General features: G+C 72.9%; 19 protein-coding genes. 7 read left to right on the top strand and 12 right to left on the bottom strand.

The window, feature by feature from the left end; genetic code table 11:
* Positions 1–138 precede the first annotated feature (138 nt).
* Positions 139–1,338, top strand: a complete 1,200-nt coding sequence (locus BJY18_RS08390) for a PucR family transcriptional regulator (protein WP_184779143.1) — start codon at positions 139–141, stop codon at positions 1,336–1,338.
* Between the two features lie 117 nt (positions 1,339–1,455).
* Here BJY18_RS08390 and BJY18_RS08385 read toward each other — a convergent pair whose 3' ends face one another.
* Together BJY18_RS08385 and BJY18_RS08380 are read right to left on the bottom strand one after the other, a co-directional pair.
* Positions 1,456–2,205, bottom strand: a complete 750-nt coding sequence (locus BJY18_RS08385) for an SDR family NAD(P)-dependent oxidoreductase (protein WP_184779141.1) — start codon at positions 2,203–2,205, stop codon at positions 1,456–1,458.
* Positions 2,205–2,870 carry a VC0807 family protein gene (locus BJY18_RS08380; RefSeq protein WP_184779139.1) on the bottom strand — a complete coding sequence of 222 codons (666 nt, stop codon included), beginning with the start codon at positions 2,868–2,870 and terminating at the stop codon, positions 2,205–2,207. The genes BJY18_RS08385 and BJY18_RS08380 overlap by 1 nt, the downstream gene beginning before the upstream one ends.
* A 108-nt stretch (positions 2,871–2,978) precedes the next feature.
* On the opposite strand from BJY18_RS08380, the gene BJY18_RS08375 reads away from it, so the two are divergent.
* Together BJY18_RS08375 and BJY18_RS08370 are read left to right on the top strand one after the other, a co-directional pair.
* Positions 2,979–3,992: a DMT family transporter gene (locus BJY18_RS08375; RefSeq protein WP_246458810.1), complete on the top strand. Its 1,014-nt coding sequence runs from the start codon at positions 2,979–2,981 to the stop codon at positions 3,990–3,992.
* Positions 3,993–4,006: 14 nt separating this feature from the next.
* Complete coding sequence (locus BJY18_RS08370; RefSeq protein WP_312873790.1) at positions 4,007–6,397, top strand: MGDG synthase family glycosyltransferase; 2,391 nt, start codon at positions 4,007–4,009, stop codon at positions 6,395–6,397.
* Position 6,398: 1 nt separating this feature from the next.
* On the opposite strand, the gene BJY18_RS08365 is transcribed toward BJY18_RS08370, so the two are convergent.
* Positions 6,399–6,965: a CGNR zinc finger domain-containing protein gene (locus BJY18_RS08365; RefSeq protein WP_184779137.1), complete on the bottom strand. Its 567-nt coding sequence runs from the start codon at positions 6,963–6,965 to the stop codon at positions 6,399–6,401.
* Positions 6,966–7,037: 72 nt separating this feature from the next.
* Here BJY18_RS08365 and BJY18_RS08360 point away from each other — a divergent pair, with 72 nt between their 5' ends.
* Positions 7,038–7,832 carry a class I SAM-dependent methyltransferase gene (locus BJY18_RS08360; RefSeq protein WP_184779136.1) on the top strand — a complete coding sequence of 265 codons (795 nt, stop codon included), beginning with the start codon at positions 7,038–7,040 and terminating at the stop codon, positions 7,830–7,832.
* Positions 7,833–7,838: 6 nt separating this feature from the next.
* Here the strand turns inward: BJY18_RS08360 and BJY18_RS08355 are convergent, their stop codons facing one another.
* Both BJY18_RS08355 and msrA read right to left on the bottom strand, forming a co-directional pair.
* A complete protein-coding gene (locus tag BJY18_RS08355) occupies positions 7,839–8,600 on the bottom strand; it encodes a DUF427 domain-containing protein (protein WP_184779134.1) in 762 nt (253 codons plus the stop codon).
* A complete protein-coding gene (gene msrA / locus BJY18_RS08350) occupies positions 8,597–9,103 on the bottom strand; it encodes a peptide-methionine (S)-S-oxide reductase MsrA (RefSeq protein WP_184779132.1) in 507 nt (168 codons plus the stop codon). Before msrA ends, BJY18_RS08355 begins: the two co-directional genes overlap by 4 nt.
* Positions 9,104–9,296: 193 nt before the next feature.
* Here msrA and BJY18_RS08345 point away from each other — a divergent pair, with 193 nt between their 5' ends.
* Positions 9,297–10,529, top strand: coding sequence for an MFS transporter (locus BJY18_RS08345; protein WP_312873789.1), 1,233 nt, complete (start codon positions 9,297–9,299; stop codon positions 10,527–10,529).
* A gap of 5 nt (positions 10,530–10,534) precedes the next feature.
* Here the strand turns inward: BJY18_RS08345 and BJY18_RS08340 are convergent, their stop codons facing one another.
* From BJY18_RS08340 to BJY18_RS08320, 5 genes are all read right to left on the bottom strand, one after another.
* Entirely contained in the window at positions 10,535–11,344 is an 810-nt protein-coding gene (locus BJY18_RS08340; protein WP_184779128.1) for an ABC transporter ATP-binding protein, read from the bottom strand.
* Positions 11,341–12,012, bottom strand: a complete 672-nt coding sequence (locus BJY18_RS08335) for a FadR/GntR family transcriptional regulator (RefSeq protein ID WP_184779126.1) — start codon at positions 12,010–12,012, stop codon at positions 11,341–11,343. The genes BJY18_RS08340 and BJY18_RS08335 overlap by 4 nt, the downstream gene beginning before the upstream one ends.
* A 35-nt stretch (positions 12,013–12,047) precedes the next feature.
* Positions 12,048–14,135 (bottom strand): iron ABC transporter permease, encoded by a 2,088-nt coding sequence (locus BJY18_RS08330; RefSeq protein ID WP_184779124.1) that lies wholly within the window; start codon positions 14,133–14,135, stop codon positions 12,048–12,050.
* Positions 14,135–15,139, bottom strand: coding sequence for an ABC transporter substrate-binding protein (locus BJY18_RS08325; RefSeq protein ID WP_184779123.1), 1,005 nt, complete (start codon positions 15,137–15,139; stop codon positions 14,135–14,137). Before BJY18_RS08325 ends, BJY18_RS08330 begins: the two co-directional genes overlap by 1 nt.
* Positions 15,140–15,233: 94 nt before the next feature.
* Positions 15,234–16,079: an ABC transporter ATP-binding protein gene (locus BJY18_RS08320; RefSeq protein WP_184779121.1), complete on the bottom strand. Its 846-nt coding sequence runs from the start codon at positions 16,077–16,079 to the stop codon at positions 15,234–15,236.
* A gap of 201 nt (positions 16,080–16,280) precedes the next feature.
* On the opposite strand from BJY18_RS08320, the gene BJY18_RS08315 reads away from it, so the two are divergent.
* Positions 16,281–17,627 carry an aminotransferase class I/II-fold pyridoxal phosphate-dependent enzyme gene (locus BJY18_RS08315; protein ID WP_184779119.1) on the top strand — a complete coding sequence of 449 codons (1,347 nt, stop codon included), beginning with the start codon at positions 16,281–16,283 and terminating at the stop codon, positions 17,625–17,627.
* Between the two features lie 106 nt (positions 17,628–17,733).
* Here the strand turns inward: BJY18_RS08315 and BJY18_RS08310 are convergent, their stop codons facing one another.
* Complete coding sequence (locus BJY18_RS08310) at positions 17,734–19,011, bottom strand: FAD-binding protein (protein ID WP_312873788.1); 1,278 nt, start codon at positions 19,009–19,011, stop codon at positions 17,734–17,736.
* Between the two features lie 91 nt (positions 19,012–19,102).
* Between BJY18_RS08310 and BJY18_RS08305 the strand changes: the two genes are divergently transcribed.
* A complete protein-coding gene (locus tag BJY18_RS08305; RefSeq protein WP_184779114.1) occupies positions 19,103–19,960 on the top strand; it encodes an NAD(+)/NADH kinase in 858 nt (285 codons plus the stop codon).
* A 67-nt stretch (positions 19,961–20,027) separates the two neighbouring features.
* Here the strand turns inward: BJY18_RS08305 and BJY18_RS08300 are convergent, their stop codons facing one another.
* On the bottom strand, positions 20,028–20,219 hold the full coding sequence (locus tag BJY18_RS08300) for a DUF2795 domain-containing protein (RefSeq protein ID WP_184779112.1): 192 nt from the start codon (positions 20,217–20,219) through the stop codon (positions 20,028–20,030).
* Positions 20,220–20,345: the final 126 nt, after the last annotated feature.

Here is a 20,345-nt window from a genome sequence, read left to right as displayed (position 1 = left end):
GCCCGGATGGGCGTCTTCTGCAACCGGAAGGAGAATTTTGGTGGCTTCGACTTGGCACGAGACGACAAAGTGGGGTGAGGATGGGGCCGCGGCGCATCGTGGGCCCGCAGGCGGCGACGGAGGGACGGCCGGGAGCAGATGGGATCGGATCAGGTGACCCGGCTCGGCGAGCTGGAATCCGTGGTGACCAGGCGATTGCCGGCAATTCTCAACGAGGTTCGCGACCAGCTGGTGGACCAGCACCCGGACTACGCCGAGTTCCTCACCGAGGAGCTGGCCGAGATCGTCACCGCCAGCGCCGGCTTCGTGCGGCGGCTGATCAGCCTCGCCGCCGAACCCGGCGAGGAGGAACCCCCGGAGCTGGGTTCGGGCGTCGAGCAGGTGGTGTTCGAGGAGATCGGTCGCAGCCAGTACCGCCAGGGCAGACGGGTGACCAGCCTGCTGTCGGCCTACCGGGTGGGGGCGCGCGTGGCCTGGCGGCACGTGTCGGAGGCGGCGCTGGACCTTGAGGTGGAGGCCGAGCTGTTCGCCTCGCTCGCGACCACCGTGTTCGCGCTGGTGGACCAGCTCTCGGAGTCCTCGCTGCGGGGCTACCTGCTGGAGCAGTCCGACGCGGTGCGGGTGCGGGAGCGGCTGCGCGACGACCTCATCGAGCTGCTGCTGTCCGACCGCGCGGACATGGCCACCGTCCGGGCCGCCGCGGCACGCGCGGCCTGGCGGCTGCCCCGTCAGGCCGCGGTGGTGCTGGTGGAGGACGAAAACGACCTGGGCCGGGAGCTGGTGTCCCGGCTCGACGACACCTGCCTGCGGCTGCGCCGGCCGGGTTCGCTCGTCACCATCGTGCCCGACCCGGGCGGTCCCGGGCGGCGGGCGTGGCTCGCGCGGGCGCTGCGCGGCGCGGGCGCGGTGGTGGGCGCGGCAGTGCCGGTGGACCGGCTGCCGGCCAGCCTGCGGATCGCCGAGGTGACCGCCCGGCTGCGCCGGGACCACCTGCTCAGCGACGATCCGGTGTTCGCCGACGAACACCTCGACGCGATCATCGTGCACCGCGACGACCGGCTGCTCGACGCGCTGCGCCTGCAGGTGCTGGCCCCGCTGGCGGAGCTGAACGACTCGTCGCGCGAACGGCTGTCCACCACGCTCACCTCGTGGCTGCTGCACCTGGGCGACCGCAAGGCGGTGGCCGAGGACCTGCACATCCACCCGCAGACCGTGTCCTACCGGCTCGGCCGGCTGCACGAGCTGTTCGGGCCGTCGCTGGACGACCCGGCCTCGCGGGCCACGCTGCTGCTCGCGCTGGCCTGGGGGCCGCCCGGAATTCCGGTGGAACCGGGGTGATCTCGGGAATAACCCTGATGCCCCGGATGCTTAGCAGGGCTAAGTTCTATTGCGTAGTTCCCTCGCGAGTTCTACCGCGTACGGACCCGCCGCGCGGGAGGAGGTGCAGTGAACCGGTCAGCTTCCGGCCCCGAAGCGCGTCGCGAGCGTGCGGTACGCGCCGGGCACCGCGCCCCGCAGCGCCACCGGCAGGCGCAGCCACCGCGGCACGTAGTAGTCGCCGGGTTTCTCCGCGGCACGCACCACGGCGGCGGCCACGCGTTCGGCACTGACCGGACGCGGGGTGCTGCGGGTGTAGGGCCGGCCGCGGCGCGCGAAGAACTCCGTGCGGACCACGCCGGGCACCACCACACCGACCTCGACCCCGGTGCCGTCGAGCTCGAACCGCAGGCTGTCGGCGAAGGCGTCGAGGCCGGATTTGGTGGCCGCGTACACCGCTTCGCCTGCGACGCCGGTGCGCCCGGCGATCGAGGACACGAACACGATCCGGCCGTGACCGCGCGCCAGCATCGCCGGCAGCAGAGCACGGGTCAGCTCCAGGGGCGCGGTCAGGTTCACCGCGACGAGCCGCGTCAGCCGGTCGGCGGGCAGTTCGGGCAGCGGCCCCGCCCAGCCCAGCCCGGCGTTGTGCACCAGCAGATCGAGCGGTCCGGAGAGCATCCGCTCGGCCAAGTGCGCGATGTCGGACGGCTCGGCGAGGTCCGCGGGCAGCGCGGCACCGCCGGTCTCCGCGGCGAGCGCGTCGAGCCGTTCACGGTCGCGGCCGTGCAGCACGACGTGCGTACCGCCGGCGGCGAGCAGGCGGGCGGTGGCCGCGCCGATCCCGGACGACGCGCCGGTGACCAGTGCGGTGCCGAACCCGGGCATCAGCCCACCGGCAGCGCCGCGGGACGGCGGCCCATCCGCAGCACGATGCCCTCCGAGCGCAGGGAGCGCCGGAACCACCAGAGTGAGCCGACGATGGCGAGCGCGACCAGGCTGTACGAGCCGGCGGTGCTGACCATCAGGAAGTCGCCGACCGTGGCCTTCGCGAGCAGCAGCAGCGTGACCGACCCGTTCACCGCGAACACGAGCGCCCACAGCAGCGAGACCCGCTGGAAGAACCGCCGCATCCCCGGATGGCCGGACAGCGTGTCCGGGAACGAGCAGAAGTCCCCGGCCAGCCGTGCGAGCAGCGGTTTGTTGAACGGCGCGGACACCAGGAACAGGCTCGCGATCACGAAGTTCTGCAGGGTCGGTTGCAGGAAGTACAGGAAGGCACTGCCGGTCGCCAGGCCCAGCGCGGTGCGGGCGATCAGCAGCGCGGTGGTGAGCAGCAGCACGGCGGGAACCGGTTTGCGCAGCACCAGCCGGGTAGCCAGCACCGTGACCGACCAGCACAGCGCGGCGATGACCCCGGAGTCGAAACTCACCAGGGTCAGCAAGAGGTAGAACAGGCCGGCCGGGACCAGCGTCGACTCCAGCAGATGCCGGCCCCCGCCCGTCACGAGATTGCGGAAGGAGGGGAGGTCGATCGTCAGCGCGTGTCGCATGCGGTTTCAGCTACCTCCGGTACGGGAGTCGACCGGGTCCCCCTCCGCGGCCTCCGGGTGTCCTCAGCATAGGCACGGCGGATGGGAACGGTGTGAGGTGAATGGTCCATGACTGCTGCCACAGGGATGTCGTTGTTCGTGGCCGTGCCCGCCGCGGTGCTCGGTGCGGCGGGCATGGGGCTCGCGAGCGCCGCCCAGGCGAGGGCGACCAAAGAGGTGGAGACCGGCAAGCCGCTGGACCTGACGCTCTTCCGCCGGCTCGTCGGTCGCCCATTGTGGCTCATCGGCATCGCGGCCACCGTGCTGGGGCTGGTTCTGCAGCTCGTCGCGCTGGCCTACGGGCCGTTGCTGCTGGTCCAGCCGCTGCTGGTGACGTCGCTGATGTTCGCAGGGTTCGCCTCCGCCCGGCTCGAACGGCGCCGTCCGGACCGGGTGATGAGCTTCGGCGCGCTGCTGTGCGTGGCCGGGCTGGCCGCGTTCCTGGTGGTCGCCCGCCCCAGCGGCAACGGCGACGTGCTGGTGACCGGGGCGCCGCTGCTGCCGCTGGGCATCACGCTGGCCGTGCTCACGCTGCTCGGGCTCGGGATCGCCGCCTCCAGCCGTCCGGGTTCGCTGCGGGTGCTCGGCCTCGCGGTCGCCACCGGCGTGCTCTACGGCCTGACCGCCGGGCTGATGAAGGTGGTCGCGAGCCAGTTCCGGGTCGGCATCGACGAGCCGTTCCGGCACTGGACGCTCTACATCGTGTGCGTCGTCGGCCCGCTCGGGTTCCTGCTCAGCCAGAACACCTTCCAGCAGGGCCGGTTCCTCACCCCGGCGCTGGCCGTGATCACCGCGCTCGACCCGCTCGTCGGGGTGGCGATCGGGTTGTCCTGGATGGGGGAGTCGGCCAACGGCTCGCCGCTCGCGTTGTTCGGCGAGGCACTGGGCGGGCTGGTGATCGTGGTCGGCATCGCGATGCTGTCCACCCGCGCCTCGCACCTGCCGGCCGACCCGCCCGGCCAGACCTCCGACGGCGCGGAGACCGACACCGCCGGATCCGGTGAATCCGCTGAACACACCGAAGAGGAAAGCCCGGAGCGGGACCCGGACGACGGGTACGGTCTCGCCGGGTCCGCCTGTTAGCTGAAGGGGGCACGGTGGAACGCGTGCTGATCGTCTCCGCGGACATGGGGGAAGGCCACAACGCCACCGGGCGGGCGCTCGAGGGCGCGGTGCGGCAGCGCTGGCCGGAGGCCACGGTGCGCTGGGTCGACGCACTCGACGCGCTCGGCCCCGGCTTCGGGCCGCTGTTCCGCCGGATCTACGTGGCGAACGTCGAGACCACCCCGTGGCTGTACGAGTTCTTCTACGGCGCGATCTGGCGGATGGCCTGGTTCGCCGCGGCCAGCCGCCGGTTCACCGCGGCCTGGTGCGGGCGGCGGCTCGCGGGCCCGGTCGCCGAATTCGCGCCGGACCTGGTGCTCTCGACCTACCCGATGGGCACCGCTGCGCTGGCGTGGCTGCGCCGGCGCGGCCGGCTCGCCGCGCCGATCGGCGCGTGGGTCTCGGATTTCGCGCCGCATCCGTTCTGGGTCTACGGCGCGGCCGATCTGACCATGGTGATGCACGACGTCGCGGTGGCACCGGCGCTGCGCTGCTCGCCCTCGGCGCACGTGGGCGTGTCCGCGCCGCCGGTGCGGGCAGAGTTCCGGCCGGGTGACCGGGCCGGTGCCCGCCAGTACCTGGACCTGCCGCCGGACGCGTTCGTCGCGCTCGTTTCGTGTGGTTCGCTCGGGTTCGGCGACGTCGAGGGGACCGTGCGGGAGCTGCTGGCCGCGGATCCGGTGGTACTGCCGGTGGTGGTCTGCGGGCGGAACGAGGAGCTGGCGGAGCGGTTGCGTGCGCTGCGTGAGCCGAGGGTGCGCGTCGTCGGCTGGACCGGGGAGATGGCGCGCTACACGATCGCGTCCGACGTCGTGGTGACCAACGCGGGCGGGGCGACCGGGCTGGAGGCGCTCGCCTGTGGTCGCCCGCTGCTGATGCACCGCCCGATCGCCGCGCACGGCCGGGCCAACGCCGCTTTGATGGCCCGAGCCGGGCTCGCGCTGGTGAGCGACGAGGACGGCGAGCTGACCACGACGGTCCGCTCCCTGCTGGCCGAACCGGAACGGCTCAAGGCAATGGCCGAGGCCGCGGCCCGGCACTGCGACACAGCGACCCCGCTGGCGCGGGCGCTGGAATCGCTCGTGGCGGACCCGCGCAACCCGCCGCCGCAGCGGCTGCGCGCGGAGGACGCGCTGTTCCTGCACGTTGCGACGCCCGAGGTGCCGCAGCAGGTCGGCGCGGTGCTGCTGTTCGACCCGAAGCCCGACGGCTCCCCGGTGACCCGTGCGGACGCGGAGCACCTGGTCTCGGCCACCCCCGGGCTGCGGGCCCGGCTGCTGCCCGGCACGGCACTGTGGCGACCGAAGTGGCAGGAGGATCCGGCGCGCACCGCGGCGGGCGTGCTCAGCCACGTCGAGGCGGCCCCGGGTACGGACCCGGACCTCGCCGTGACGGAGGCGATGGACGAGTTCTTCTCGGTCGCGGTCACGCCGGAGCACCCGGTCCGCGCCCGGCTGGTGACCGGCCTCGAAGGCGGCCAGGGCGCGCTGCTGGTGGCCCTGCATCACGCGGCCAGCGACGGTATCGCCGTGATCAGCGCACTGGTCGGCCAGACCCGGGGGAAGGTCGCGGTGGTCCCGCCGCCGGTCCGCGAGCGCGGCCGTTTCCCGCGTCTGCCGGGGAAGCGGCCGCTTCGGCAGGCCGTGACGTCGCGGCGCCGGCAGGCCGGGGAGCTGGTGCGCGGCGTGTGGTCTTTGGCCAAGGCCGGCGCCGCTCCGCCGGTGCGGTGGGAGAAGCGGATCGACGGTCCGCGGCGGCATTTCGCGCGGGTGCACCTGGCTGCGCCGGACGTGCGGGCGGCTGCACGGCGGATCGGGGTGCCGACCACGGATTTCGTGCTGGCACTCGTCGCCGAGGCACTGCATCGGGAACTGGGCGCGGACGCACCGGACCGGATGCGCGTGCTGATCCCGATGTCGATCCGGGACACCGGCACGTTCCGGCAGCTCGGCAACCACACCGGCGCCGCGTCGGTGGACCTGCCGACCGGCCGGATGCCGCTGCCGGACCGGGTGCGCCGGACCCGGGAACTGCTGGCGGCGCAGGTCGGCCGGGGTGCGCCACGCGCGGGCAACGCTGTGGTGCGGGTGCTGGGCATCCTGCCCCCGTGGCTGCACCACCGGCTCGCCCGGCTCGTCTACCGCGGCACCTGGTTCAGTGTGATCGCCTCGGTGCTGCCCGGTGCCCGTTCCCCGGTGCTGCTCGACGGAGCCCGCGTGCGCACGGTCTATCCGGTGCTGTCGCTGGCCCCCGGCGTCCCGGTCGCGGTCGGCGTGATGACCTGGGCGGACCGGTTCACCGTGTGTGTCACGGTGCCCGCCGGCCAAGCCGCACGGGGTGACCGGCTGGCGGCCGGGGTCACCGAGGCGTTCGGCAGGCTCTGACTCAGTCCCGCTGCCGTGCGCGGAACGCGGCGGCTTTGACCCGGTTCTGGCAGGCGGTGGAGCAGAACCGGCGGGTGCCGTTGCGGGAGACGTCCACGAACACCCGGTCGCACGCCACGGCCGTGCACACGCCGAGCCGGTCGCGGTCGGTGGTGCCGAGCACGAACGCGAGCCCGGTCGCCATCGGCGCGGCCCACGAGCGGGCCCATTCCGCGTCCACGGCGTGGAAGTGCAGATGCCACGGTTCGTCGTCGTGCCGCGCGAGCACGGGGGCGGCGTGGGTGTCGCGCAACAGCGTGTTGATCCGTTCGCAGGCGTCGTCGACCCGCCCCTCGTCCACGGCGGCGAACACCTCCCGCAGCCGCACGGCGTACTCCCGCAGCTGCTCGATGTCCGCAGTGGACACTTCGCGGGCCCGGGTGCGGCCGGAGCGGGGCGTGAGGTCGCTCAGCTGGGCTCCGGGGTCGTCGGCGGAGTACTCGCGGCCCCGCGCGTATCCCGGGGTGAGTGCGTTGACCGCCAGTACTGCGGCGGCCACCACCGTACTGGTGTGACTGTCGAAGTTCACTTGACCAGTCACCTCCTCGTATCCTACGGTCGTGACTGGCCATAATCATATCGACAGTGACGGAGGTGTGGGATGGGGGCGGAAACGCTGTCCCGGGAAACGGCGGCTGCGTGGATGCGGCGCTGGGACGCTCAGCAGGAGCGGTACGTCGCGGATCGCGAGGAGCGCTTCGCGGTGCTGTGTGACGTCGTCGAGCTGGCCGTGCGCGAGGTGGCCGAGCCGGTCGTGCTCGACCTCGGCTGTGGCCCCGGATCGCTGGCAGCGCGGCTGCGGGAGCGGTTGCCGCACGCCGCGGTCTACGGAATCGACTCGGATCCGCTGTTGCTCGGACTCGCCCGTGCGCATTACGGGGACGCGGTGACCTGGGTCGACGCCGACCTGGGCGGAGCGGCGTGGACGGATTCACTCCCCGAAACGGTGCACGCCGCGGTGTCGACCACCGCGCTGCACTGGCTGGCCACCGAGGAGCTGGCCGCGCTGTACCGCACCCTGGGGGCGCGGACGGCGCCGGGCGGGGTGCTGGCCAACGGCGACCACCTCGGCTTCGCCGACCGGCGGATGAACGAGCTGGCACTGGCGATCCGGGACCGCCGGGCCACCCGCGCCGGCGTGCAGGACAACGAGGAGTGGCTGCCGTGGTGGGACGCCGTCCTCGCGGAGCCGGAATTCGCCGGCCTCGCACTGGCGCGAGCGACCAGGAAGTCCACAGTGGATACGTCCGCGCACGACAGCCACCAGCAGAACACCCACCACGGCAACGGACTCACCGTCGAAGACCACCTCGGACTGTTGCAGGCCGCGGGGTTCACCAGCGCCGCCCCGATGTGGCAGTCGGGGGACGACCACGTGCTGGTGGCCGTGCGCTGAAGCCGGTCAGCGGGCGAAGTGCGTGTGGGGCCGGGGGAGCGGTTCGCCGTCGATCTCGATGTCGACCATCTCGTTGTAGAACGCCACCAGCCCGGTGATCGCGGCGACGGCCGGGACCGGGTGGTCGTAGCTCCAGGCCAGATCCTCGTGCAGGGTGCCGCCGGCGCGCACCGACCAGTACGCGCTCGTGCGGCCCTTGTACGGGCAGGCCGTCACCGCCGCGGTGGGCACCAGGTGGCTGAAGTCGACTTCGGTGCGGTTGAAGTAGTAGCGCGTGGGCAGCCCGGTCTCGAACAGCAGCACCGGCGACGACGATTCGGCGAGCACCACGCCGTCGAGGCTCACCCGCACGCGGCGGGTCGAGCGCAGCGCGTCCACCCGCGTGTACGGACTGCGCGGGTGGACGAAGATCTGCTCGTCCTCCTCGAACCACGCGTCGAGTGCGGACCAGTCGAACCGCACGTGCCCGGCCAGCCCGTCGCCGGTGTCGGAAACCCAGGCGGCGCCGGGCTTGTGCACGTCGTGCACGCGCAGCCCGTGCCGGCGGGCGGGACCGAGCGGCCGGGTTTCCCGGTGGTCCTCGTCGATCAGGACACCGTCGCGGACGTCGGCCACCGGGATGAAGAACTGCGGGTAGTACGGCCATTCCCACCCGTACTTCGCCCGCACGGTGTCCACGACCGTCTCGCCGGCGAGGACGGCACGCACCCGCCGCGGGACCGGCTCGACGTGGCCGGTCCCGGTGATCGCCGCCGGGTACCCGCTCACGCGTCCTGGCGCTTCGGGAGCTTCCAGCCCGGACGGGGGAAGTGGCAGGTGTAGCCGTTCGGAATGCGCTGGAGGTAGTCCTGGTGTTCCGGTTCGGCCTCCCAGAAGTCGCCCGCGGGGGTGACCTCGGTGACGACCTTGCCCGGCCAGAGACCGGAGGCGTCCACGTCGGCGATGGTGTCCTCGGCGATCTTCTTCTGCTCGTCGGTGGTGTAGAAGATCGCCGAACGGTAGCTGGCGCCGACGTCGTTGCCCTGGCGGTTCTTCGTGCTGGGGTCGTGCACCTGGAAGAAGAACTCCAGCAGGGCGCGGAAGTCGGTCCCGGCCGGGTCGTAGGTGACCTCGATGCTTTCGGCGTGCGTGCCGTGGTTGCGGTAGGTCGCGTTCGGCACGTCGCCGCCGCTGTAGCCGACGCGGGTGGCGGTGACCCCGGGCTGGTGACGGAAAAGCTCTTCCATCCCCCAGAAGCACCCGCCGGCCAGCAGCGCCTTCTCAGTCGCCATGATCGTCTCCCGTTCGGATCGGTCTGTACGGTGCCTGGTTAACGACAGTTCCCGGCCCCGGTCTATTCCTCCGGGCCCGCAGGTCCACCAGCGTACGCACGGCCCATTGTCCCGATGGGCAAGCTCGGGCGGCGAGGGTGACCCACGACTCTTCGTTTGGACTCAGCGCGTGGTCTCGCGGATCGTCGGAGGGGTGCAGACGCAGCAGACCACCCGCCGGCCGCTCGCCTCGATCCGGTGGCTTCCGCAGGTGAGCCACGGCTGGGGGTTCCGGATCATCGCCGTCGCGTTCGCCGTGTCGCTGGCGTTTTCCACGGTGCCCACCCCGCTGTACGCGCTTTACCAGCGGCGGGACGGGTTTCCGACCTTCCTGATCACGGTGATCTTCGCCGCCTACGCGGTCGGCGTGATGGTGAGTCTCTACCTGGCCGGGCACGTGAGCGACTGGCTCGGCCGCCGCCGCGTGATCCTGGCCGCGACACTCGCCGAGGCGCTGGCGGCGGCGCTGTTCCTGGTCTGGCCCGACGTCGCGGGCCTGCTCGTCGCGCGCCTGGTGTGTGGTGCCGGGATCGGTGCGCTCACGGCCACCGCGACCGCGCACCTGTCGGAGCTGCGGGCCCTCGCCCGGCCGGACGAGGACCCCGGCCGCGCCGCGCTGGCTGCGACCGTGGTGAACATGGGCGGCCTCGGCATCGGCCCGCTCATCGGCGGCCTCTTCGCGCAGTACGCGACCGGGCCGCTGACCACCACCTTCGTGGTTTTCCTCGGTGTGCTGCTGCTGTCCGCGCTGGCGGTGGCCCTGGTGCCGGAGACCGTCGAACGGCCCGCGCAACGACCGGCGTACCGGCCGCAGCGGGTGTCGTTGCCCTCCGGTTCGCGGGCGCTGTTCGCCGGAGCCGCGATCGGGGTGTTCGCCGCGTTCGCCATCACCGGGCTCTTCACCGCACTGGCCCCGACGCTGCTTGCCCAGGGCCTGCACGAGCCCGGACGGCTGCTGTCCGGTGTCACCGCGTTCGCCCTGCTCGGCGCCGCCGCGCTCGCGCAGCTGGTCCTTTCGCGGCTGTCTTCCCGGACCCAGCTCCGGCTCGGCTACACGCTGATGCCGCTCGGTCTCGTCGTGCTCTCGACAGCGGCTTTGCTGACGTCGCTGCCGGTGTTCCTCGCCGGGGCGGTCCTGGCCGGCGCCGGGGTGGGGCTCGGGTTCCGCGCGTCGGTCGGCACCGTCGCCGCGCTGGCCGATCCGCACGCCCGCGGCGAAGTCCTCGCGGCGTTGTTCCTGGCCGCCTACGCCGGCTTGGTGATCCCCGTGCTGACCGTGGGGCTGGCGCTGGTGTGGGTGTCCAGCCCGACGGCGTTCGTCGGGTTTTCCGTGGTGGAACTGCTGTTGCTGGGTTTCGCCGGCCGCCGGGTCCTGGCTGCGCGCTGAGGTGCTCAGGCGACCTGTGCGCCGCGGCGGGCCGCGCGGGCACTCCAGCGGCCGTCGTGGCGGGCGACCCGGATCGGGTGGCCGAACGCGCGGCTCACGGTGGCGGTGGTCAGTGCCTGGTCGATCGGCCCGCCCGCGACCACCGCGCCCTCGGAGACCAGCAGCGCGTGCGTCGTGGTCTCCGGCAGCTCTTCGAGGTGGTGGGTGACCAGGATCGAGGCGAGCCCGGGATGGCTGTGCGTGAGCAGGTCGACGGTCTCCAGCAGCTGTTCCCTGGCGGCCACGTCCAGTCCGGTGGACGGTTCGTCGAGCAGCAGCAGCCGGGGCTCGCCGATCAGCGCGCGGGCGATCAGCGCGCGGCCGCGTTCGCCCTGGGACAGCGTGGGCCAGCGCTCCGCGGCCTTGCCACCGAGGCCCAGCAGCCGGATCAGTTCGCCCGCCTTCGCGGCCTGTTCCGCGGTGGGATGCCAGCGGGGCGGGGTGTCCACGCTCCCGGTGAGACCGGTGAGCACGACGTCCTCGATGCTCAGCGGGGACCGCAGCGGGTGCCGCGGATCGACGTGGCCGATGTCGCGGCGCAGCGCCTGCAGCTCGACCCGGCCCAGCGTGCCGCCGAGCACCCGCACGGTACCGGTGGTGGGGTGGGTGAGCGCACCGCAGAACCCGAGCAGGGTGCTCTTGCCCGCGCCGTTCGGGCCGAGCAGCGCCCAGTGCTCGCCCGCGCGTACGGTCAGGCTCACGCCGTGCAGGATTTCCTTGCCCTGCCTGCGGAAGACCACATCGGCCAGCTCCAGCACCGTCTCGGCCGTGCTCACGAAAACGCCTCCTTGAACGTGCTCAGATGGGATCGGCTCCACTGCGCGGCGGCCCCCGGATCCCGGTCCGCGATGGCCTCGGCCAGCGCCCGGTGCGCGGCCTGGTCCTCCTCCGGCGCGGCGATCGGCCGGGCCCGCAGCAACTGGGTCATGGCCTGGTGGATGCGCGGTACGAAGCTGTCGAAGAGGTCGATCAGCACGTCGTTGTGGGCCGCGACGAGGACCGTCCGGTGGAACTTCGTGTCCGCGTGCACGAAGGCCTCGCCGACGGGTTCGCCGGTCACGCGGGCGGCCAGCGCGCGCCGGATGGCACGCAGGTCGGCGGGCGTGCGCCGCTGGGCGGCGAGGGCGGCGGCCTCCGCTTCGATCGCGATCCGCGCTTCGAGCACCGAGACGATCGAGGCCTGCCGCAGCACGTTCTCCCGGTCTTCGGCCACCTCGAGCGCGGTCACGAACACGCCCGCGCCCTGCCGGGAATCCAACACGCCCTTGCCGGCCAGCTCGCGGATCGCCTCCCGCAGCGTCGAGCGGCCCACGCCCAGTTCCGCGGCCAGCGTCGTCTCACCGGGCAGCTTGTGCCCGAGCGGCCACTCACCGCCGCGCACCCGCTCCAGCAGGTGCGCGGCGGCCTGCGCGGCCAGCGGATGGCGCTGGACAGCGGGGGACATGCTCGCGAGCGTACCTCTCAGCTTGTCTGAGGAGTTCAGCGGATCGCGCGGCTCCGCCACAGCAGCCAGCCGAAGTACGGAGCGCCGATGAGCGCGGTCACCAGTCCGGCGGCCACCTGCGTCGGCGCGAGCACCGTGCGGCCCAGCGTGTCGGCGACGCTCACGAGCACCGCTCCGAGCGCCGCGGCCACCGGCAGCGAGCGGGTGTGCCGCGACCCGACGAGCGCCCGTGCCGCGTGCGGGGCGACCAGGCCGACGAAACCGAGCGCGCCGACCGCACACGCCGCGGCCGCCGTGAGCAGCGCCGCGAGCGACACGAACCCGAGCCGTGCCCGGTCCATCGGCACCCCCAGCACCCGCGGCACGTCCTCGTCGAGGGAGAGCAGGTCCAGGGTGCGTGCGCCGGACAACGCGAGCGGCAGCGCCAGCAGCAGGCACAGCGCCACCGGCACGATCTGGCCGGGCGCGCGTCCGTAGGTCGATCCCGACAGCCAGGTCAGCGCCAGGTTCGAGTTCCACGGCGAGCCGAGCACCGCGACGAGCGTGGTGATCGCGCTCGCCGCCGCGCTGACCCCGACGCCGATCAGCACCAGCCGGTCCGACGACAGCCGCCCACCGGAGGCAAGCCGGTACACGAGCGCGAATGTCACGAAAGCCGCGAGCGCCGCGGCCCCCATCACCGGCCAGATCCCGATGCCCGGGACCAGCAGCACGATCGAGATGGCCCCGACACTCGCCCCGGGCGTGACGCCGAGCAGGCTCGGTTCCGCCAGCGGGTTGCGGCACACCGCCTGTACGATCGCGCCCGCCACGGCCAGCGCGGCACCGCCCAGCAACGCGGCGAGCACCCGCGGCCAGCGCAGGTCGAGCACGAACGTCACCTCGGTCCCGGAAACGCCGCGCCACCAGTTCGCCACGTCGCCGAGCAGCACGAGCCGGTCGCCGAGCAGCAGCGCCGCGACGAACGCGCCGGCGACCGCGATCCCGAGCACGACCCCGGTCACCGCGACCCACCGGCCCGACCGCACGGTGCCGTGCGCTGCCTGCGCGCGGACGTCTCCCGAGAGCCGGCGGCGAGCCAGCCACACCAGCACGACCGCGCCGGCGAGGGTGGTCACCACGCCGGTCGGCACCGCGGTCGCGAGGTCCGCGGGAACCAGCGCGCGCAGCAGGACGTCCGCGGTGACCACGACCAGCGCGCCGGTCAGCCCCGCGAGCGGGAGCAGCAGGGGATGCCGGCCGAGTCCGGGTACCCGTCCCGCGACGAGCCGGGCGATCACCGGCGCGCACAGCCCGGCGAACCCGATCGGCCCGGCGACGGTCACCGCGACCGCCGCGAGCAGCACAGCCAGCCCGACCGAGAGCACGCGGGTGCGGCGCACGTCGATGCCCAGCACTCGGGCCTGGTCGTCGCCGAGCCCGAGTACGTCGAGCCGGCCGGCGAGCAGGAGCGTGCCGAGCACCCCGGCGGCGATCACCGGGGCGGCGAGGCCGACCTGCGTCAGTCCGGATTGGACAGTCGTACCGCTGCCCCAGGCGAACAGCCCCGTGGTCTTCTCCTGGAACACCATCAGCAGCACGGTGGTGAGCGCGTTGAGCGCGAGCGCGATCGCCGACCCCGCGAGCACCAGCCGGGCCGGGCCACCCGCGCCGCCGCGCGCCACGAGCATCACGAGCCCGGCAGCCACCAGCCCACCGGCGAAGGCCACCGAGCCGGTCAAGTAGAACGGCAGGGCGACGCCGAACGCCGAGACCGCGACCACCGTCACGTACGCGCCCGCGTTGACCGCCAGGGTGTCCGGCGAGGTGAGCGAGTTGCGCGCGACCGATTGCAGGACACAGCCGGAGAATCCGAGCGCCAGCCCGACGAGCAGCGCTGCGGCGAGCCGGGGCAGCCGACTCGCCAGCAGCACCGCCACAGCCTGGCTGCGGGCGTCGCTGTCCTCGCCGGGAAGAATCGCGTGCAGCAGCTCGCCGATGCCGATGTGCGCGCTGCCCTGCAGCAGATGCACTGCCGACAGCACGGCCAGCGCCACGATCCCGGCCACGAAGACGGCCGGTGCGCCCCAACGGATCCGCGACGGTGCCGCGGGCCTGGCTGGCGTCTGCACCGAAGCAGGCATCAGGTCAGCGCGTCGACGACCGCGTCCACGTACGCGGACGCTGCCTTCGGACCGCCGAACATCCAGATCCCGTCCGGAATCCGGTGCACGTGCCCGGCTTTCACGAAGGGCTGCTGCTTCCACACCGCGTTGTCGGCGAGGTTCTGCTTGAACACGTCGCCCTCGCTGTCACTGGCGGTGTAGAGGAACGTGGTCGCCGGGTCGGTGATCTTGGTGAGGCCTTCGACGTCGGTGGAGGCCAGGCCGTAGACCTTGTCGCCGCCCTCGGTCCACTGGTTGGCCAGGCCGAGTTCCTTCGCGACGCCACCGAGGAACGAGCCCGGCGTGTACATCCGGACGGTGACGGTACCGGAGGTGGCGTAGCCGTCGGCCATCGTGAACGGCGCGCCGGTCTTGCCCGCCTTGGCGAGCTTTTCCTTGCCCGCGGTCACGCTGGAGTCCAATCCGGACAGTACCTCGCGCCCCTTGTCCTGGGTGCCGGTCGCCTCGGCCAGGGTGGTCACGGTGTGCCGCAGGTAGCCGATCGGGTCCGCCGGGTCCGAACCGCGCAGCGCGAGCACCGGCACCTGGCCGGCGATCTGGGCGAGGACGTTCTCCGGCAGATCCGTCGTCGCGACCACGAGATCCGGGTGCAGCGCGACGATCGCGTCGGTGCTCGGCTCACCGCGGGTGCCGACGTCCGGGGTGCCCGCGTCCAGCGGGGCCACCCGGTCGTAGATGTTGTAGTTCTTCACGTCCGCCGCGCCGATCGGTTTCACGCCGAGGGCCAGCAGGTTCTCCGTCAGGCCCCATTCCAGGGACACGATCTTCGCCGCGGGGGCGGGCAGGCGCACCTGGCCGCGTTCGTCGGTGATCGTGACCGGACCGGAGGGCTTGGCGGCGGTGGATCCGTCCGCGGTGGCCGGCGCTTCGGTGGTGCCGCACGCGGCGGCGAAGAGCACGACCAGGACGGCAGCGGCCGCCTTCACGAACGGTCTCCGGGTGGCTCGGGCGAGAGGGGACACGGGTTTTCCTTCTTGTCGGGGCTTTTGGGGCCGGCATGGGTGGGATGACGCTTGCGGGACGGTGTTTTCGGGGCCGGCACTTGCGGGACGGGATTCAGGCGGAGCGGGCCGGGCGTGAACGGGTGGTGTGCTTGCCGACCGGCCGGGTGCGCACCTGTCCGTCCTCGTCCACGTGCACGTCGATGCGCAGGCCGTAGACCTCGGTGAGCAGGTCGGGAGTGAGCACCTCGGCCGGGCGGCCGGTGGCGCGCACGGTGCCGTGGGACAGCAACACCAGCTCGTCGGCCACCGCCGCGGCCTGGTCGAGGTCGTGCAGTACCACGCCGACCGCGACGCCGTGCTCGTCGGCGAGATCACGCACCAGGTCGAGGGTTTCGACCTGGTAACGCAGGTCGAGGAAGGTGGTCGGCTCGTCCAGCAGCACCACTCCGGTGTCCTGGGCGAAGCAGGTGGCGAGCCAGACCCGCTGCAGCTCCCCGCCGGACAGCTCGCCGACCGGGCGTGCGGCCATCTCCGCGACGCCGGTGAGCCGCATGGCCTCCTCGACGACGGCAGGCCCCTCCGGGTCGCCGGAGCCGAACCGGCCACGGTGCGGATGGCGTCCGTAGGTCACCACGTCCCGTACCCGCACCCCGCCGGGCGTCGGACGAGACTGCGTCAGCAGCGTGACCCGGCGGGCGAAGCCCTTGGCGGACAAGGCGAGCGCGTCGACCGGCGCGCCCTCGCCGCCCGGGATGGTCACGGTGCCCGCGGCCGGGCGGTGCAGCCGGGCCAGCGAGCGCAGCAGCGTCGACTTGCCGGATCCGTTCGGGCCGATCAGGGCGGTGACCGCGCCGGGGCGCAGCGTGACGCCCGCGTCGTGCACCACCGGTTCGGCGCCGTAGCCGAGGGTCAGACCGGTGCCGGTGAGTGCCGGTGCGTCCGGCCAGGGGTCACTCATAAAGGTTAGCCTAACCTGATGGCCGGGGTTTTCGAAGACCGCCCGGCCGCCGGTGGCGCAGCTCACCGGCTGTCCTTTTGTACCGGATCATGCCGGGCGCAGGAACCAGGATGTGAAACGCCTTTGCCGCGTGCCGTTGCCGCTCTAGCTTCGGGTTTCGACAGAAATTGGCGGATTCGGCGGGACGAGGGGAGCCGGTGCGTGGCCACGGGCGAGCTCGCGACGACAGCGCCGGTCGGGCTGGGCTGGCTGGTCTCCCGGATCGGTGAGCGGACCGCGCGAGGTGTCGCGGGCACGGTGTCGGGCCTGATCCGTGACGGCGAGGTGCCGCCCGGTACCCGGCTGCCGACGGTGCGGGCGCTGGCCGCCGAGCTTTCGGTGAGCCCCACGACGATCGCCGAGGCCTGGTCGCAGCTGCGCACCGCCGGCCTGATCGGCACCGGCCGCCGCCGCGGCACGATCGTGCTCGAACCGCCCACCGGCCCGGCACCCGGTCAGGCGTTCGCGGGATGGCAGACGGTGGACCTGGAACACGGGCTGCCCGATCCGGCCCTGCTGCCCCCGCTGGAAGACGCGGTGGCCGCGGGTGTCCACACGGAACGGATCGGCGGCCACGACTCGGTCACTTCGCGGCTGCGGGCCGCGGTCCGCCCGACGTGGCCGTCGCCGGCCGAGGCGTGGACGATCGCGGCCGGCGGTCAGGACGGTGTCCTGCTGGTGTGCCAGGCCGTGGCGCGCCCGGGTGATGTCATCGCGCTGGAGGAGCCGACCGCTCCGTGGCTGCTGGACGTCCTGCGCCGCTCCCGCATCCACGTGGTCCCGGTGCGCTGTGACGACGACGGGCCTGCCCCTGCCGCGCTGGCCGCGGCGCTCGCGCATCGCCCGGTCGCGTTCGTCTACCAGACGCGTGCGCAGACCCCGCTGGGACACTCGGTGCCGGCGGAGCGCGTCGCCGAACTCGCCGCGGTACTGTCCGAAGAGGACATGGTGGTGATCGAGGACGACGACTTCGGTCCACTCGCCGCCGCGCCGCCGGTCAGCCTCGGCCCACGGCTGCCCGGCCGGGTCGTGCACGTGCGGTCGTACTGCACGGCGTTCGGCACGGAACTGCGCAGCTGCGTCCTCGGCGGCCCGGCGCCGCTGATCGACCAGGTCCGCCGCCACCGCGGCCCCGGTGCCGGCTGGTCGAGCCGCATCCTGCAGGACGCGCAGGCCTTCCTGCTCACCGATCCGAGCTCGGTGGAACTGCTGCGCCGCGCCCGCCGTCGTTACGAGGACCGGCGGGTCGCGCTGGCGGAAGCCTTGCGGGAGCAGGGAATCACGGTGCGGGCCCGCGACGGGCTCGTCCTGTGGGTGCCGGTGGCCGAGGAGTCCCACACCCTGATCGCGCTGGCTGCGAAGGGGGTTTCCGCCGGCGCCGGCAGCCGCGGGCACTCCGGGAATCCGGGCGAGCCCCATCTGCGGGTGGCCACCGGACAGCTCCCGGACGATCCGGCCCTGGTGGCCGACCTGGCGGGAATGATCGCCCGGGCCGCCCGCCGCGGCTGATCGGCCGCGTGGCGGAGACCTGGCAGACGGCTGATCCGCCGCGGCGGAGAGCCTGATGGGCACCGATCCGTCAGCCGGGCTCGCCGGACAGAGCCCCGGGACCCGGTCAGGCGGGTTCGCCGAACACGAGCCGGTCCAGGAAGGGATTGCGGAACTTCCCGTCCGGATCCAGCCGCTGCGCGAGGGCGCGGAACTTCGGCAACCCGGAATGTCCTTCTTCCAGGGGCGAGCCGTGCAGCAGCTTCCCCCAGTGCGCGCGGACGCCGAACGGGCGCAGCCGTTCTTCCAGCAGCGGCAGCAGTGCCTCGACTTCCGGCTGGCGGTGCTGCCAGGTGAAGTGCAGTGCCACCCGGTCGCCGCCGTAGCCGGGGCTCAGCCACAGGTCGTCGGCGGCGAGCGTGCGGATTTCCGAGACCAGGACGAGTTCGGCGATCCGGTCGCCGATGCCGCGCAACGCGTCGAAGGCGGCCGCGGCGTGCGCGCGGGGGACGAAGTACTCGCTTTGCAGTTCCGCGCCGACGCTCGGGGCGAAGCCGACCCGGAAGTGCGGCAGCCGGTCGTACCACGGCCCGGGCACTCCGCCCTGCACGGTGGTGTTCTCCGAAGACACGCCCGCCGCGTGCGCCGGATGCCGCGGTCCGTCCGCCGGGACGGCGCCGAAAAGCGTGCCCGGAACGTCGGCGGGCACGCGGTTCTTCAGCAGGACCTGGTCGACGGCGTCACGCGCCCAGTCGGTGAACATGCTGACGCTGTAGCCGGCGGCCTGGATCTCGTCGAACCGCTCCACCGCGGTGGTCCAGTGCAGCGTGTCGAACGCGTCCTGCCGCACGTCGAACGCGGGCTCGAGGTCGAGCGTGAGCCGGGTGAGCACGCCGAGCGCGCCGGCGTTCACCACCACGCCGGGGAAAACGTCCGGGTCGCCGGCCCGGGTGAACGTGTGCAGCTCGCCGTCCGCGGTGAGCAGCTCGACCGCGGACACCGCCGAAGCGAGACCGGGCTGGTGCTGCCCCGAGCCGTGCGTGCCGGTCACCACGCTGCCCGCCACCGTGATGTGGGGCAGCGACGCGAGGTTCGCCAGCGCGAAGCCCGCCTGGTGGATCTGCTCGACCACGTCGCTGTAGCGGACGCCACCGCCGAGGGTGACGGTGGCCGCCGCCGGATCGATCGTGGTGGGTACGTCCAGTCCGCTCAGCTCGAGCTGCAGGCCGTCCGGGCTGTCGGCCACCTTGTTGAAGCTGTGCCGGCTGCCGAGTGCCTTGACCCGCGGCGCGTGCGCGACCAGCTCCTGCGCCTCTTCGACGGTGCGCGGCGCCCGGATCTCGCGGGCCTGGTAGACGAGGTTCCCGGCCCAGTTCGTCCGGGTGGCACGGGCGGTTTCGCTCACGACCGCCGAGCTTAGCCCGCGCGTGGCTCGCGACCGCGGGCGAGCCGGGGCAGACTGGGCGCATCGCCGGCCTACGCGAGGGGACACCGAAATGCATGCCGCCGGGCTGGTTCTGCACCCGCGCCGGGACTCCGCCGAAGCGGTCGCCGCCGTACTGGGCTGGGCGGCCGAGCGCGAGATCGAGATCCTCGGCATCGCCGACGAGCTGGAGCGGCTGGACTGCGCGGCGGTCGGGGTCACCCCCGCCGAGCTGGGCAGCCGGTCGGATCTGCTGGTCAGCCTCGGTGGCGACGGCACGATGCTGCGTGCGATGCGGCTGGCCGACGGGCAGCGAGCGCCGGTGCTCGGGGTGAACCTGGGGAAGCTGGGCTTCCTCGCCGAGGTCGACGTGCCGGAGCTGCCGCACGCGCTGTCGGCCATCGACGGCCGGGATTTCACCGTGGAGCCGCGGCTCGCGATCGACGCCCGGTTCGGCGGACGCACGCACCCGGCGTTCAACGACGTCGCGGTGGTCCGCGTTCCCGGCGACGGCAGCGCGGTCGTCGCGGTGCGCGTGAACGGCGAGCAGTTCGTGAGCTATTCCGCCGATGCGGTGGTGGTGGCCACGCCGACCGGCTCCACCGCCTACAGCTTCTCCGCCGGTGGGCCGATCACCAGCCCGTCGGTGGAGGCGGTACTGGTGACCCCGGCCGCGCCGCATTCGGCCTACAGCCGGGGCGTGGTGCTGTCCGTGCACGACATCGTCGCGCTGGAGGTGCTGCCGGCCAGCGGACGGCTCGCGGTGGAGGTCGACGGACAGGTGGCCGGCTACGTCGAGCCCGGGGACATCCTCGACCTGCGTGCCCGGCGAGCCGCCGCGCGAGTGGTGCGGCTCGGGATGACGAGCTTCTACCAGCGGGCCCGGCGCAAGCTCCGGCTCAGCGACTCCGCGGAGATCCCGCTGGGCTGACTGTGGGAGCCGGTCCGGTGGTGGGCTGGTGGTGGTCCGACTGGCGTGCTGCCCCGCGCCCGGCCGGTCAGGTGTGCGGGTCCTCGGGCTGGCCGAGCAGCCGGTGCACGGTGTCCGAGCTGTCGTACTCCTGCTCGGGCAGGGTGCCTAGGCGGCCGAGGACGGCGTCATCCGCGCCGCCGGCCGTCGCACGACGCAGCAGCTCCGCCCGGTCGCACGGGTAGCGGACTTCGGTGAGGTACTCGTAGACCTCCGGCATCTCCGCACTCCTTTCCGCTGGGTGCTCCCTTCGCTTACCCGCCGAGCGCCGGGGTACACCTCGCCTCGCTGGTTCACTCGGTTGACGAACTACTTTCGCGACCTGCACTCTCGATAATCCGGGAAT

The sequence above is a fragment of the Amycolatopsis jiangsuensis genome (genome assembly GCF_014204865.1).
GTDB classification, from domain to species: Bacteria; Actinomycetota; Actinomycetes; order Mycobacteriales; family Pseudonocardiaceae; genus Amycolatopsis; species Amycolatopsis jiangsuensis.
This window is presented reverse-complemented; position numbering and strand designations above follow the sequence as displayed.